Below are 12608 nucleotides of genomic sequence, written 5' to 3'. Positions count from 1 at the left end.
CTTGGATTGAATAGTTGGCAGGCGAAATTACGACGATTTTCATCAGCTATCCGGCTGACTACTGAACAGATGGCGAGGGACTTCGGTGCCACCCTGTTAGTGCGGTGTTGTAGTTGTTGTGCTTCGTTGTATCGGCTGCTTCTAGGGTGGTAGGTGGATGGGAGTGTTGGCCCGCTAGCTGTAAAGAAAGCGGGTTTCAGCCAGGAACGACATCAGGTCAGAATCTGGCACGTAGGACATCGTGCGTCTTTGCCTTTTCTTTAATGATTTTTTTGTGATCGCTGACAACATTCGACGGGGCCGGGGCGGTTCGCGGGCAGATTAGACGAAATCAGCAGCAGGTCTTTGACTGACAGCAACAGGTCGCTTTGCCATCTCAAGTCATTCATCGCCGAGCCGATAATGTCCCTGAGGGTTCGTCGTCGCGCGCGCGCCTGGTGAACCCACTACCCTCGAGGGCTTCATCGAATGAATATCAAACAAAAGCTGACCTGTGCGTTTGTCGCTATCGCGTGCCTGCCCATCCTCCTGGTTGCAGCTGTGGTCATCTACAACCTGCGTGCGCAGGCTGAGGCCGACTTCCTCGATGGCAGCTCTCGCGAGATACGCCAGATCGACAACGCCATGGGCATGTTCTTCAAGGGCATCACCGAGAACGTCGAGTACCTGGCGAGCCTGCCGCAGATGACCGCCGCTCCGACCCTGAAGAACTATTCCTCGGCGGACGCGGCAAGCACTCCGCTGCCGGAATCCAACCAGGAGCTGGAAAGCATCTTCGACCGCTTCGCCAAGTCCCATCCGACCACGGCCTATCTTTCGTACGGGCGAGTGGACGGCGGCTATGCCATCTGGCCGAGCGATCCGGGGCTCAGCAGTTACGATCCGCGCATACGTCCCTGGTACAAGACCGCGATGTCGGCGCCGGGCAAAACGCAGCGCACCGCCGCCTACTACTGGGCGCCTGACGATGCCGTGCTGATCGGGACGGTGCGCACCGTCAACGACACGCAGGGCACGATCGCCGGCGTGGTCGGCCTCGACGTCTCGCTGAAGCAGCTCACCGATCTGGTCAAGCAGATCAAGATTGGCCAGACCGGCTACCTGATGCTGGTGGAGGACAGCGGCAACGTTCTGGTCGACCCGCAGAATGCCGGGAACAACTTCAAATCCCTTGCCGATCTCGGTGGTGACTACGCGCGCATGGCTGGCGCCGACGGCTTGCTGGAAATCGAACTCAACGGCACCCATTACATGGCCAATATCTGGTCGTCGCCGACATTGGGCTGGCGCTTCATCGGCCTGATCGAGCACGACGAGGTCATGGCCAAGGCCAATGACCTGGCCTGGCAGGTCGGCGTGATCGTGCTGATCCTGGGTCTGGTGTTCGCCATGGTCGGGACCCTGTTCGCCAAGCTGATCGTCAACCCGATTCGCAGCGTGGCGAGCGGCCTGGAAGGTATCGCGCAGGGTGAAGGTGACCTGACGCGCAGCCTGAATATCCAGGGCAAGGACGAAACGGCCCTGCTGGCGCGCTGGTTCAACCAGTTCCTCGGTACTATCCGTCAGTTGGTGCAGCGCATCATCGAGGCCTCGGCTGCCCTGCGTCAGACCTCCGATGGCTCGACGCGGGTTGCCCAGGACATGACCGACGTGGCCGAGCGCCAACGCGGTGCAGTGGAGATGGTGTCGACGGCCTTCAACGAGATGGTCGCCACCGCCAACGAGGTGGCGCGCTCGTGCAGTGAGGCCGCCACCTCTGCCGATGATGGCCAACGCCAGGTGCATGCCGGGCAGGCGCAGATCGAGGATGCCACCGACAGCGTGTCGCGCCTGAGCGACAACCTCAAGCAGTCGGCGCTGGCGCTGCAGGCGCTGGAACAGGACAGCCAGAACATCAACGCGATTCTCGGCACCATTCGTTCGATTGCCGAGCAGACCAACCTGCTGGCGCTCAACGCAGCCATCGAGGCCGCCCGTGCCGGTGATCAGGGACGAGGCTTCGCGGTGGTGGCCGACGAGGTTCGGGCCCTGGCGCAGCGTACCGCAGACTCCACCGGCGAGATCGACAGCCTGCTCGGTGGCCTGGCGCGACGCACGCAGGAAGTCACCCGGCAGATGCAGAACAGCCTGGAGATGTCGCAAGCCAGCGTCGAGCGCATCAGCCTGGCGAGCCACAGCTTCGAGCAGATTCGCGGCGCGGTGGACCATATCCGCGATCAGAACACCCAGATCGCCACTGCCGCGGAAGAACAGCATCAGGTCGCCGAGGACATCAACCGCCATATCGCCCAGATCCAGAATGACGCGCTGCTGGTGGAGAACCTGGCGCAGTCGGCGCACCGCGATTCGCAGGAGCTGGCGCAACTGTCCGAGCAACTGCACGGACTGGTCGGGCGGTTCCGCGCCTAGCCTGACTGCGGCGCCGCATGAACCATGCGGCGCCATTCTCTGGCCTTCGTTTCAGGCCTGCCATACCGCATTGCAATGCCTGGCGTTCTGCCGAGCTCTGGCGTGCTCCATGACCAGGGTTCTCTGACGCGTATCGGCAGGATACTCCCACCTCGTCAACTCCTGACGAGCCTCCATGCAGTCACTGTGCCGGGCGGCACAGCCGCGATCATCTGAATGTCCGTGCACATGCCGGTCTGCAATCGTGGGCTATGCGATCGCGGATCCAGGCGACGTTCAGGGGAGGGGGATCACCGGGCTGGTGAAACGGAGGTCGCTGCGCCGGCGCGGGGATTGTTGCCGAGATAATCAGTCAGCGCCCTGTGGCTCGTTGCAAGCCGCAGGGCTGCATCGTTACAGCTGGAAGCGGGCGATGTTCCCGCGCAACGCCTCGCTGGTACGCGCGAGGCTTTCGCTTTCCTGCTGCGCATGCTGGAAGGCGAAGGCCGATTGCTCCGTACTGTCACGTACCGAGACGATGCCGCGGCCGATTTCCTCGGCCACAGCCGTCTGTTGCTCGGCTGCGGTGGCGATCTGCTGGTTCATGCCGTTGATGCGCTCGATCATGGCGACGATCCGCGCCACCGCTTCGCCAGCCTCCGATACACCGGAAACCGACTGTGAGCTGGAGCTCTGGCAGCGCTCCATGTAGCGTGAGGTTTCATCGGCGATCTTCTGCAGGCTGGCGATCAAGCCCTCGATCTCGGTGGTAGCCTCCTGGGTACGGCGCGCCAGGCTGCGCACCTCATCGGCGACCACGGCGAAGCCACGCCCGGCCTCGCCGGCACGAGCGGCCTCGATGGCGGCATTGAGCGCCAGCAGGTTGGTCTGGTCCGCTACCGACTTGATCACGTCGAGCACGCTGCCGATGTTGCTGCTTTCGGCCTTCAGGCGGCCCATGGCTTCGCTGGAGTTGTCGATCACCTGCGCCAGTTCGCCGATCAGGCTGACCGCATGCCCTGCCTTCTGTTGGCTTTGCGCTGCAGCCTCGTCGGCCTCGCTGGCGGCTTGTGCGGCGGATTCGGCGCTGCGCGCCACGTCCTGCACGGTGGCAGCCATCTCGTGAACGGCGGTAACGATCTGCTCCACTTCTCGCTGTGCCTGGGCCACGCTCTCGGCATTACGCAGGCTTGATTCGCTGAGCTCCTGGCTGGAATGGGCCACGGTGCGCGATGAGTTGTCGATGCCCTGAGTGACTTGGCGCAGGTTCTGTTGCATGCGTTGTAGCGCGGCGAGCACGCTGTTTTCCGCGCAGTTTACGGCTTGCTCCATGGTGCGCAGATCGCCCTCTGCCACGCGCTGTGCGATGCGGTTCAGATCGCTCGGCTCGGCGCCCAGGGCACCCAACAGGTAGCGGCTGATCATATTTCCCAGTACGGCAGCGATAACGAAACTGAACACGGTGATGGTGATCAGCATGTTGCGCTGCTTCAGGTATTGCGCCTCGTTGGCGAGTACCCGCTGGTTGGCGACGTCCGTGGTATGAATCAGGTACTCGTCGATGGTCTTGGTCAGCTCCTCGAGCAGGGGAGTGCACTGCTCCTTGACCATGCGCGCGGCCTCGGTGTCTTCACCAGCGAACAGGTGCTCGGCAATGGTATGAGCGACCGGGCTATAGCGTGCTTCCACTTGCTCGATACGTGCGAGCATCTCGTGGCCCGTGGCTGAAACATCGTCGTGCGTGGTCATCGCCTGGCGCAATGCCGCTAGGCTGTCGACCACGTGCTTCTCGTGCGCCGCAATAAGTGTACGTTGCTGTGCCCGTTCGGCCGGTACACTGTTGAGCGCAAGGTTACGCAGAACGATGGCTCGCTCCTTCACCGTGTCGTTTACCTCGCTGGCCAGACGGGTGCGTGCCTCTACACCGTTGATATAAGCGGAGAATTCACGATCAGAGCTGGCAAGGTTGTAGAGAGAGACGCCAGCGATCAGTAGCATCAGAGCAAGTAGGCAGGCGTAGCTCGCATAAAGCAGGCTACGGGTGGAAAAACGGGCAGCATTTGAGGACATAAATACACCTGCTGTGAACGTGAAACGGCATAAGCGGAATCGCTCGAGTGCACGCAAGAGCAATGACCGCGGCCAGTAAGGTGCCCGCACCAGCTGCAGTGCCTCGGCGGGACGTCAGCTGGCATGACGCTCCATGCGCCGGCCAGAAAAATGGCTGGCATGGTTTTTCAACATTGGCCTCACCTGTCGCGAGTGGGGCCATGTCTTGTTCATAGCAGAGAGGGGCCGGTGTATTGGCGCTTTTGCGCAACCCGGCCTGCGCTTCACTCAGGAAGCCCACTGTCAGTGAGCGGCCATCATTATGAGCGAGTCTAGGACAGATATCGGCGCCGCGCTTCGCTACGTTAATAGTGGCAAAATGACGTCTTTTGCTTCAGGTTCGGTGGGGTAGAGTCGCGGGAGCTGACACTGCCTCGCGGCGGTTTCGTGCCGCTTCGTTCAGTTGCGCAAGAACGTTCAAGACCTGCTTCGGTGGCCCAGTTAAGCTCGGCTGCCCAAGGAGGTTCCATGTCCCGTCATCACGAATTCACTCAAGGCGCCCGCGATATGCTGCCGATGCTGCTCGGCGCCATTCCCTTCGGCATCATCTTCGGCAGTCTGGCTGGCGCCGCCGGGCTCGATCCCTGGCAGACACTGGGCATGTCCGCGCTGGTGTTCGCCGGCTCCGCCCAGTTCATCGCCATCAGCCTGCTGGCCGGTGGCGCCGGCATTGCCGTAGTGCTGCTGACCACCTTCGTGGTCAATCTGCGTCATGCCCTGTACAGCGCCAGCATGCAGCCCCACGTGCGCCACTTGCCCAAGCGCTGGCGCGTGCCGCTGGCCTTCGGCCTGACCGACGAGGCCTATGCGGTGATGGTACAGCGCTATGCGCGTAGCGACCAGGATACCTATCGCCATTGGTATTTTTTCGGCGCGGCATTGGCCATGTACTGCAACTGGCAGCTGTGCACGCTGGTGGGTGTGCTGTTTGGCCAGGCAGTGCCGAACATCGGCGAGTGGGGGCTGGACTTCGCCATGCTGGCGACGTTCATCGGCATCGTCGTACCCATGCTGCGCAACCGGCCGCAGGTGGCTGCGGCCCTGGTCGCGGGCGCCGTGGCGCTGGCCTGCCATGCCTTGCCGTACAAGCTCGGCCTGATGGCTGCTGCGGCCAGCGGCATCGTCGTCGGCGTCTGGTTGGAGCGGCGCAAGCCGGCGCTGCAGGGGGAGTTGGTCTGATGGATATCTGGTTGCTGATCCTGGGCATGCTGGCGATCACCTTCGTAACCCGCTACAGCCTGTTCGCCTTCCCTGACCTGCGTTTTCCACCCCTGGTCAGGCAGGGGCTGCACTATGTGCCAACGGCCGTGCTCACGGCTATCGTGGTGCCCGGCATGCTGCTGCCTGACGGGCAGCACTGGGCACTGACCTGGAACAACGCCTACCTGCTGGCGGGCGTTGCCGCCATCGCCATCGCCGCGTTCACGCGGCACTTGCTGGCGACCATTGGCGGTGGGCTGCTGGTGTTCTTCCTGTTGCGTTGGGCGTTCGGTCAGTTGCCGATCTAGTGCGGTGTGTCAGACCTGCGCGCTGGCCTTCAGCTCGCGCGGGTTCTGGCGCAGGTATTGTTCGTTGGCGTTGAGCAGCAGCACCTGGTCGTCGACGCTCAACTCTTCCTGCGCCTGGTTTTCGGCCTGGCTGCGATAGAGGTTTTCCCCAGGGCGGCGGAGCAGGCACTGGTAGCGTTGCTGGCGCGGCTCCACCTTGAGGTTGACGAGATCGATGTAGGCGACCTGCATCTCGTCGCTTTGCCCGGTTTCCAGGGCGCTACGTTGTAGCAAGGGCGTGTGGGTGAAGGGCGAGGCGGACAGCATGACGTGCTGGCATCGCTGCAATTCGGGGCGCAGCTCGCCATTGAGCAGCCAGTTGCCGCGCAGGTCTCGCTCCAGGGAAAGCTTGCGTTGGCCGTGGTTGTCGACCTTGAGCCAGAGGCGGCGGAAGCGCCAGCGTGCGTCGCAGTCGATCAGGTAGTTGGCAGCGATGCTGTTGCCCCTGATGACCTGCATGAGGTGGCTGGTGGCGTGAATGCCATGGGCATCCTGATTCAGGCGGAGCGTTTCCACGCCGGGGGTGTGCCTGGGCTTCCATACCAAGGTCTGCTGCATCGCTCGACTCCATGCCGGATGCGAAACAGGAGGGAAGGGCGACTGCGCGCGGAACACGTTCCCTCGTATTCGATGAATTGTAGGCGCGCAGCATAAAGCGATGTCAGTGTGATGTCTGTCAGCTTTTGCCGACAAGAGTGCAAATTTTTGCGCTACCGGTTCAGGCTTTGCGCTTGAGCGCTTGCAGCTCGAACTTCACGCCTTCCAGGCCGTGGGCCATCAGTGCACGAATGTTGCCGTGATCGCTGCCCTGCGGTGTGGCCAGTACGCTGCGGTAGTGTTCGCCAAAGGCGCGTAGCGCCTCGTCCTTGCTCAAACCTTCCAGCAGCGCCAGGCCCAGGGTCTTGCAGGAGCCTTCGTTCTGCCCCGCAGCGTTATCTACGTCGCCATTGCGAAAGGCGCTGGGCTGATAGTCGTAGTGCTCGGCAACGAAGGCCAGAGTTTCACTGAAGGCGTAATCGTCCTGCTGCAGGCGGCTACGCAGTTCGTTCAGAGCGGTCATTGATGCTTTCCTTTGGCAAATGCGGCCTGCTGTTCGGCCGACGCTTCTTTCTGATACTTGGCCTTCCAGTCGGCATAGGGCATGCCGTACACGGTCTCGCGGGCCTGATCGGCGCTGACGTCGACGCCGAGGTCGTCGGCGGCGGCCTTGTACCATTTCGACAGGCAGTTGCGGCAGAAACCGGCCAGGTTCATCAGGTCGATATTCTGCACGTCGGGGCGCGTGCGCAGGTGCTGGACCAGGGCGCGAAAGGCTGCAGCTTCCAGTTCGAGGCGTTCTTGCTCGGTCATGGTGGGCTCTCCGGAGATGGTGGCGGCGATGATAAAAGCGTCGCCGGGGAGCGGCAAGCCGCCAGGTGGAAGCTGTCAGCGGTGGCCAGCGAGGGTGATGGATACCGACTCGGCGAAACGCAGAGCGTGCGGCTTGTCCACTTCGACTTCGGCATAACGCACAGCCTGGTGAGCCATGACCAGGTCAAGAATTTCCTGAGTCAGGCGTTCGAGCAGGGCGAAACGATTGCCTTCTACGTGGGCGATGATCGCCTTGGTGATGGTGCGGTAGTTCAGGGCGTGTTCGATGTCATTGACCTGCACGGCGTCGACCGCCGGGTAGAGGATGGTCAGGTTGATCAGCACGTCCTGCTTGTTGTTGATCTCCTCTTCCTTGATGCCGATGTAGGTGCGCAGGCGCAGGTCCTTGACGCGGATGCGCGCCATTCCGGGTTCCAGTCGCGGCATTAGTTGTTCCGTCCGATCAACTGCAGAAATTCATGGCGAGTGTTGCAGGACTCGCGGAACGCGCCAAGCATCACCGAGCTGCTCATCACCGAGTTCTGCTTCTCCACGCCGCGCATCATCATGCACATATGCTTGGCCTCGATCACCACGGCGACACCGGCAGCGTTGGTCACGCGCTGAATCGCGTCGGCAATCTGTTTGGTCAGGTTCTCCTGAATCTGCAGGCGACGTGCGTACATGTCGACGATGCGCGCCACTTTCGACAGCCCGAGCACCTTGCCGGTGGGGATGTAGGCGACATGCGCCTTGCCGATGAAGGGCAGCAGGTGGTGCTCGCACAGCGAGTACAGCTCGATGTCCTTGACGATGACCATCTCGTCATTGTCGGACTCGAACAGCGCGCTGCCCACGATCTCCTCCAGCGACTGCTGATAGCCATGGCAAAGGTACTGCATGGCCTTGGCGGCCCGCTTCGGGGTGTCGAGCAGGCCCTCGCGCTCCGGGTTTTCACCGAGGCCCTTGATGATTTCGCGGTATTGCTGGGATAGGGGTTCGCTCATGGCAGTGTCCTGGGCAGTCGCCTCACTTGAGGTGGCGGCCGCCGTTGAGGGTAAGGGTGGTTCCGGTTACGTAGGGGCTGTCCAGCAGATAGCGCAAACTCTGGTAGAAGGCCTGCGGGCCGGGTTCTATGCCCAGCGCTGATTTGGCCAGGGCCCTGGTTCGGTAGGCCTGGTCATCGCCTTCGTTGAACATCAGCAGCGCCGGGGCGATGGCGTTGACCTTGATACGTGGAGCCAGGCGCGCGGCGAAAGACAGCGTCAGGCTCTCCAGGCCGGCCTTGCTGGCGCAGTAGGCGGGGCGATTGGCGCTGCCCTTGCGTACCACGTCGTCGCTGACGTGAACGATGTCGGCGTATTCCGACTGCAGCAACAGGTCGCTGCAATGCAGGTTGATCAGGTAAGGGGCAAGCATGTGCACGCTGAACAGCTGGCGGAAGGCTTCGGCTTCATCGCCCGGCATTTCGGCCAGCCATTGCGAGGCGTTGTGGACGATCGCGCGCAGGCCGCTGCACTGCGCCTTGAGGCTGTCGATGAAGGCGAGAATCCCCACTTCATCGCTGAAGTCGGCCTGCAGAGCAATTGCGCCGCGCTCACGCAGTCGGCCGATGCTGTCGCGCTCCTGACGGTAGCTGACGATGACCGACTGGCCTTCGTCGAGCAGGCGCTCGGCGCAGTACAGGCCAACCCTCTGGCCGGCGCCGGTGATCAGGATGGGGAAGCTGGCAGCGCTCATGTACGACTCGCAGATTTGAATGAAGGCCTGGTTCATACCGCCTCGGGATACCTGACCAGTGGCAGGCGGCATTCACCAGGCCGAAGGTAAAGCTATACCAGAGCCGCAGGTTGTACAACCATGGGCGTCATGTGGTTTTGCTATCAGGCTTGACGATTTTGCCTATTTTGCTGAGTTACAAGGCTTTTTATCACGGAGTCTAGAGTGGGGCGTTTTTGTACCTCGCTTATACGAGTTTTATTTTTGTATAGGTGCTGGCTTATACAAATGAAATCGGCCAGCTCGAGGCTGGCCGATAGGGACAAAGCACATTCAGGATTTGCCGATGCTGGCGGCTCGTTTGCTCAGGCGTTGCGGGTAGTTGCCTTGTAACCAGGGTTCGAGCAGGCGAGTGGAAAGCGGAATGAACAGGTAGGTCATCAGTGGCGTCAGGGCCAGTGTCGACAACAACACACGCATGGTCAGTGACAGATCGGCGAGCCAGGGGCCGAACAGCAGGTTGAAGGCCAGGGAAACCGGAAAGAACGCCAGCCAGATCGCTACGCTCTGCTTCCAGCGTGGTGGCTGGTGGTGGGCGCTGCCGAACCAAGCGTCGAGACCCACTGCGCGCTTTTCCTGGGGTTGAGCGAAGAGCCCAGCGCCGCGCTGGAGCCAGGCCTGGCGCGAAGCGGAATGCTCCCAGGAGGCCATGGTCTGTTCGTCGCTGAAACGGAAAACGATCTGGAATTCGTCGTCGCCGGCAGGCGGAGCCAATACGCCGGAGCCGAGATAGCCGGGAAAGTCGGTGGCCAGGTGCTCGCCTTCACGCAGCCAGGCGATGAAGTCGTGATAACGGCCATTGGCGACGCGGCGCGCCACCATCAGGGTAACGGGGGACATTGTGTATCTCCTCGAATATTTGCCGTCAGCCGGGTGTGGCGTCGGCACGATCGAACACGGGGTGGTGTGCTCGATGAAAAGTGCAGCAAGGATTATTCCCGTTCCATGAAAATTAGCTAGCCCCTCCCGATGGCGAACGTCGCTGCGCACAGGACGTCGTTGTGGCAGTGCGCCGCCCCGTCGGGGTGCGGGGATGCGCCAGATGGAGGCAGGCGGCCGTTATTTCCAGAAAGCTGGTGCGATCAGACGCCTAGCGAATCGACAGGATGGGCGGTTGTCATGGTAATAACAGCTCTAAGGACAGAACAATTATGCCTTGGCTCATCTTGTATAATTTTTGCACAATGTCAGCTTTCCGATGCTAAGTTACAATGACCGCTTAATTCATTGCCGTGATGCCCGAAGCCATGCCTGAATTCGCCTCCGTCACATCGCTTGCGTCCAGTGCTTTGAAGCAGGAAGAGTTGTTCCCCATTCGCGAGGTATCGCGCCTTACTGGCGTCAACCCGGTCACCCTGCGTGCCTGGGAGCGGCGTTACGGCCTGATCCAGCCGACGCGGACAGACAGCGGCCATCGCCTCTATTCGCAGGCTGACATCGACGCGGTACGCAGCATCCTGGCCTGGATCGAGCGTGGCGTGGCGGTCAGCAAGGTCGGCTCGATTCTGGCCAAGCGCGCCAGCAGTCGCAGTGTTGCCGCTCCGGCTTACGACGATGTCAGCAGTGACGACTGGAGTCAGTGGCAGGATCAGCTGCGCAGCGCGCTGCAGAACTTCGACGAGGCCCGCCTCGAACGTCTGTACGGGCAGATCTTTTCCTGTTACCCGCTGCCGGTGGTCTTTCAGGACATTCTCATGCCGATCTGGCAGGAGTTGCTCCTGCGTCAGGACGAGGTGGGCCAGCGCGCCGAGTGGTTGCTGCTCGATGGCTTCCTGCGTGGGCGTTGCTGGCAACGCCTGCAATTAAGCCGAGGCGAGTCCCGCGAACGGGTGCTGCTGGTGGCGCTACCCAGCCACTGCCGTGAACTCGAATTACTGGTCGCGGCCTTGCTCCTCGGTAGTCAGGACATCGAGGTCACGGTGATGGGGCCAGGTGTGCCGATGACCGATCTGACTCTGGTTTGCGAGCGCATGCGCCCGCAGGCGTTGGTATTCTTCAGTAATCAACCGCCTGGTGAGGAATTACTACGGCAGCTTGTACGCCTGGCGCTCAGCCTGGAGTGTCCGGTGGCGCTTGCCGGTGACAGTGCCGATCTGGCCGAGGAGAGCCTCGCTGGCTCGCCCATCGCCTGCCTGGGTAACGAGGGCCGCCTGATGCAGCGTCGTTTGCAGCAGTACCTCGCGGGCCGTCTGGATACCTGAGACGGCCTGCACCATCGGTATTTCAGTCGACGGTTACAGTGTGCAGTTGCTGCTCGCTGTGCCGATCGAACAGGTATTGGCGCAATGTCTGCTCGTCTTCGGCATGCAGCGTCTGCAGGCTGTAGGCGTAGCGCGTTTTGCTGACACGTCTGACCAGTCGGGCGCGCAATTGAACACGCTGCTCCTGAGGCAACAGCAATTGCAGCAGCTGATCCTTAGCCGGTGTGCCAGCCTTGCGGTATTCCACCAACATTCCGCTATTGGACAGCTCCAGCGCTTGCAGGCCGCTGGGCCGCTCTCTGCTGTCCAGTAACGCCAGCGTCGTGGGCAAGACCAAACGCCAAGGCCGCTCGCTCACCCCTTGCTCGAAGATCAGAGGCGCACCCAGCTCCAGGCGTGAATGGCTTTGTTCATCCTGAATGAGGCGCAGCGGGAAGCTGAGGTGTTGATTGTCGCTGTGGGTATCCAGGCTAACGTGCTCTTCATCGCCCAGCCGGCTCAGCAGTTCACTGAGTCGCTCGCCCAGCGCAAGTTGCGGCGCTACGCTCGGGCGTCGCGCATGCGGAGGCGTGGAGAGAGTCTGCTGGATGAAGTCCAGCTCGTCCTGGGTCAGCAGCGGGTCGCTTTGCATGGAATTGATACTGCAAGGAGGGTAAACCTCTTTGACTGCCGTCACGAACGATAGTTTTGCCGTTCGTCAGCTTTTCAGAAGTGCCAATTCAGCCTTAAGCCTGGTCACTTCGGTCTCGAGTTCGCGCACACGCTGCCTGGCTTCGACTTGCTCGGTAACGTCTTTCTGAATGCCGATGTAATAGGTCAGTTGATCGCTTTCGTTGAGTACCGGCGTGATCGACAGCTCGTTCCAGAAGGCGCTGCCATCCCTGCGGTAGTTGCGAATGATCTGGCGGCAGGGTTTGCTCGCCTTGACTGCATCGCGAATGGCCTGCAAGCCGATCTGGGCGCGATCTCCGGACTGCAGGAAGCGGCAATCCTGATAAAGAATATCGTCACAGGAGTAGCCGGTGAGGCGTTCGAACGCCGCGTTGGCGTAGATCAGAATATTGTCCTCACCCTCTTGCTCGGCCACCACGATCCCATCGTTGGAGGCGTCGACTACCAGTTGCAGCAGCTTGGCATTGATCATGGGTCCAATTCCGCGATGGATATGCGCTGCATTCTAAAACATCGGGTCGGGCTTTCCACTTGCTGCATAATGTGCGGCGTTTTTCCTGTT

Annotated in this window: 13 protein-coding genes and 2 pseudogenes; 5 read left to right on the top strand and 10 right to left on the bottom strand. The window is 61.3% G+C overall.

Annotation, left to right across the window (positions count from 1 at the left end):
- Positions 1-468 precede the first annotated feature (468 nt).
- A pseudogene (locus B2U07_RS23070) lies at positions 469-1554 on the top strand (cache domain-containing protein); the annotation flags it as partial.
- A 348-nt stretch (positions 1555-1902) separates the two neighbouring features.
- Positions 1903-2409 (top strand): annotated as a pseudogene (locus B2U07_RS23065) (methyl-accepting chemotaxis protein); the annotation flags it as partial.
- A 393-nt stretch (positions 2410-2802) separates the two neighbouring features.
- On the opposite strand, the gene B2U07_RS06930 reads toward B2U07_RS23065, so the two are convergent.
- Positions 2803-4458 (bottom strand): methyl-accepting chemotaxis protein, encoded by a 1656-nt coding sequence (locus B2U07_RS06930; RefSeq protein WP_296276503.1) that lies wholly within the window; start codon positions 4456-4458, stop codon positions 2803-2805.
- A gap of 507 nt (positions 4459-4965) precedes the next feature.
- Between B2U07_RS06930 and B2U07_RS06925 the strand changes: the two genes are divergently transcribed.
- Positions 4966-5676: an AzlC family ABC transporter permease gene (locus B2U07_RS06925; protein ID WP_296276500.1), complete on the top strand. Its 711-nt coding sequence runs from the start codon at positions 4966-4968 to the stop codon at positions 5674-5676.
- Entirely contained in the window at positions 5676-6005 is a 330-nt protein-coding gene (locus B2U07_RS06920; RefSeq protein ID WP_013716688.1) for an AzlD domain-containing protein, read from the top strand. Before B2U07_RS06925 ends, B2U07_RS06920 begins: the two co-directional genes overlap by 1 nt.
- A 9-nt stretch (positions 6006-6014) precedes the next feature.
- On the opposite strand, the gene B2U07_RS06915 is transcribed toward B2U07_RS06920, so the two are convergent.
- The 7 genes from B2U07_RS06915 to B2U07_RS06885 form a co-directional block, all read right to left on the bottom strand.
- Positions 6015-6602, bottom strand: a complete 588-nt coding sequence (locus B2U07_RS06915; RefSeq protein WP_296276498.1) for a putative glycolipid-binding domain-containing protein — start codon at positions 6600-6602, stop codon at positions 6015-6017.
- 160 nt (positions 6603-6762) lie between these two features.
- The gene (locus tag B2U07_RS06910; protein WP_296276496.1) at positions 6763-7104 is read right to left on the bottom strand and encodes a HopJ type III effector protein; all 342 of its coding nucleotides are present in this window, start codon (positions 7102-7104) and stop codon (positions 6763-6765) included.
- Positions 7101-7394: a DUF1244 domain-containing protein gene (locus tag B2U07_RS06905; RefSeq protein WP_296269745.1), complete on the bottom strand. Its 294-nt coding sequence runs from the start codon at positions 7392-7394 to the stop codon at positions 7101-7103. The genes B2U07_RS06910 and B2U07_RS06905 overlap by 4 nt, the downstream gene beginning before the upstream one ends.
- A gap of 75 nt (positions 7395-7469) precedes the next feature.
- Positions 7470-7841 carry a dihydroneopterin triphosphate 2'-epimerase gene (folX, locus tag B2U07_RS06900; protein ID WP_024309111.1) on the bottom strand — a complete coding sequence of 124 codons (372 nt, stop codon included), beginning with the start codon at positions 7839-7841 and terminating at the stop codon, positions 7470-7472.
- The gene (folE, locus tag B2U07_RS06895) at positions 7841-8401 is read right to left on the bottom strand and encodes a GTP cyclohydrolase I FolE (RefSeq protein ID WP_197856200.1); all 561 of its coding nucleotides are present in this window, start codon (positions 8399-8401) and stop codon (positions 7841-7843) included. Before folE ends, folX begins: the two co-directional genes overlap by 1 nt.
- Before the next feature lie 22 nt (positions 8402-8423).
- The gene (gene folM / locus B2U07_RS06890; RefSeq protein ID WP_296276494.1) at positions 8424-9134 is read right to left on the bottom strand and encodes a dihydromonapterin reductase; all 711 of its coding nucleotides are present in this window, start codon (positions 9132-9134) and stop codon (positions 8424-8426) included.
- 312 nt (positions 9135-9446) lie between these two features.
- Positions 9447-10013, bottom strand: a complete 567-nt coding sequence (locus B2U07_RS06885; RefSeq protein ID WP_296276493.1) for an antibiotic biosynthesis monooxygenase — start codon at positions 10011-10013, stop codon at positions 9447-9449.
- A gap of 407 nt (positions 10014-10420) precedes the next feature.
- On the opposite strand from B2U07_RS06885, the gene B2U07_RS06880 reads away from it, so the two are divergent.
- On the top strand, positions 10421-11374 hold the full coding sequence (locus B2U07_RS06880; RefSeq protein WP_296276491.1) for a MerR family transcriptional regulator: 954 nt from the start codon (positions 10421-10423) through the stop codon (positions 11372-11374).
- A 22-nt stretch (positions 11375-11396) separates the two neighbouring features.
- Here the strand turns inward: B2U07_RS06880 and B2U07_RS06875 are convergent, their stop codons facing one another.
- Both B2U07_RS06875 and B2U07_RS06870 read right to left on the bottom strand, forming a co-directional pair.
- Positions 11397-12005: a PilZ domain-containing protein gene (locus B2U07_RS06875; RefSeq protein ID WP_296276489.1), complete on the bottom strand. Its 609-nt coding sequence runs from the start codon at positions 12003-12005 to the stop codon at positions 11397-11399.
- A gap of 66 nt (positions 12006-12071) precedes the next feature.
- Entirely contained in the window at positions 12072-12518 is a 447-nt protein-coding gene (locus B2U07_RS06870; RefSeq protein ID WP_296276487.1) for a PAS domain-containing protein, read from the bottom strand.
- Positions 12519-12608: the final 90 nt, after the last annotated feature.

Origin of the sequence: Pseudomonas sp. UBA7530, from assembly GCF_002479365.1 — a bacterium.
In the GTDB taxonomy this organism is placed as follows: domain Bacteria; phylum Pseudomonadota; class Gammaproteobacteria; order Pseudomonadales; family Pseudomonadaceae; genus Aquipseudomonas.
This window is presented reverse-complemented; position numbering and strand designations above follow the sequence as displayed.

What these genes read in the sequence shown, in the direction of transcription:
- B2U07_RS06930 (WP_296276503.1), bottom strand. Translation starts at nt 4,458, where the DNA reads ATGTCCTCAAATGCTGCCCGTTTTTCCACCCGTAGCCTGCTTTATGCG.
- B2U07_RS06925 (WP_296276500.1), top strand. Translation starts at nt 4,966, where the DNA reads ATGTCCCGTCATCACGAATTCACTCAAGGCGCCCGCGATATGCTGCCG.
- B2U07_RS06920 (WP_013716688.1), top strand. Translation starts at nt 5,676, where the DNA reads ATGGATATCTGGTTGCTGATCCTGGGCATGCTGGCGATCACCTTCGTA.
- B2U07_RS06915 (WP_296276498.1), bottom strand. Translation starts at nt 6,602, where the DNA reads ATGCAGCAGACCTTGGTATGGAAGCCCAGGCACACCCCCGGCGTGGAA.
- B2U07_RS06910 (WP_296276496.1), bottom strand. Translation starts at nt 7,104, where the DNA reads ATGACCGCTCTGAACGAACTGCGTAGCCGCCTGCAGCAGGACGATTAC.
- B2U07_RS06905 (WP_296269745.1), bottom strand. Translation starts at nt 7,394, where the DNA reads ATGACCGAGCAAGAACGCCTCGAACTGGAAGCTGCAGCCTTTCGCGCC.
- folX (WP_024309111.1), bottom strand. Translation starts at nt 7,841, where the DNA reads ATGCCGCGACTGGAACCCGGAATGGCGCGCATCCGCGTCAAGGACCTG.
- folE (WP_197856200.1), bottom strand. Translation starts at nt 8,401, where the DNA reads ATGAGCGAACCCCTATCCCAGCAATACCGCGAAATCATCAAGGGCCTC.
- folM (WP_296276494.1), bottom strand. Translation starts at nt 9,134, where the DNA reads ATGAGCGCTGCCAGCTTCCCCATCCTGATCACCGGCGCCGGCCAGAGG.
- B2U07_RS06885 (WP_296276493.1), bottom strand. Translation starts at nt 10,013, where the DNA reads ATGTCCCCCGTTACCCTGATGGTGGCGCGCCGCGTCGCCAATGGCCGT.
- B2U07_RS06880 (WP_296276491.1), top strand. Translation starts at nt 10,421, where the DNA reads ATGCCTGAATTCGCCTCCGTCACATCGCTTGCGTCCAGTGCTTTGAAG.
- B2U07_RS06875 (WP_296276489.1), bottom strand. Translation starts at nt 12,005, where the DNA reads ATGCAAAGCGACCCGCTGCTGACCCAGGACGAGCTGGACTTCATCCAG.
- B2U07_RS06870 (WP_296276487.1), bottom strand. Translation starts at nt 12,518, where the DNA reads ATGATCAATGCCAAGCTGCTGCAACTGGTAGTCGACGCCTCCAACGAT.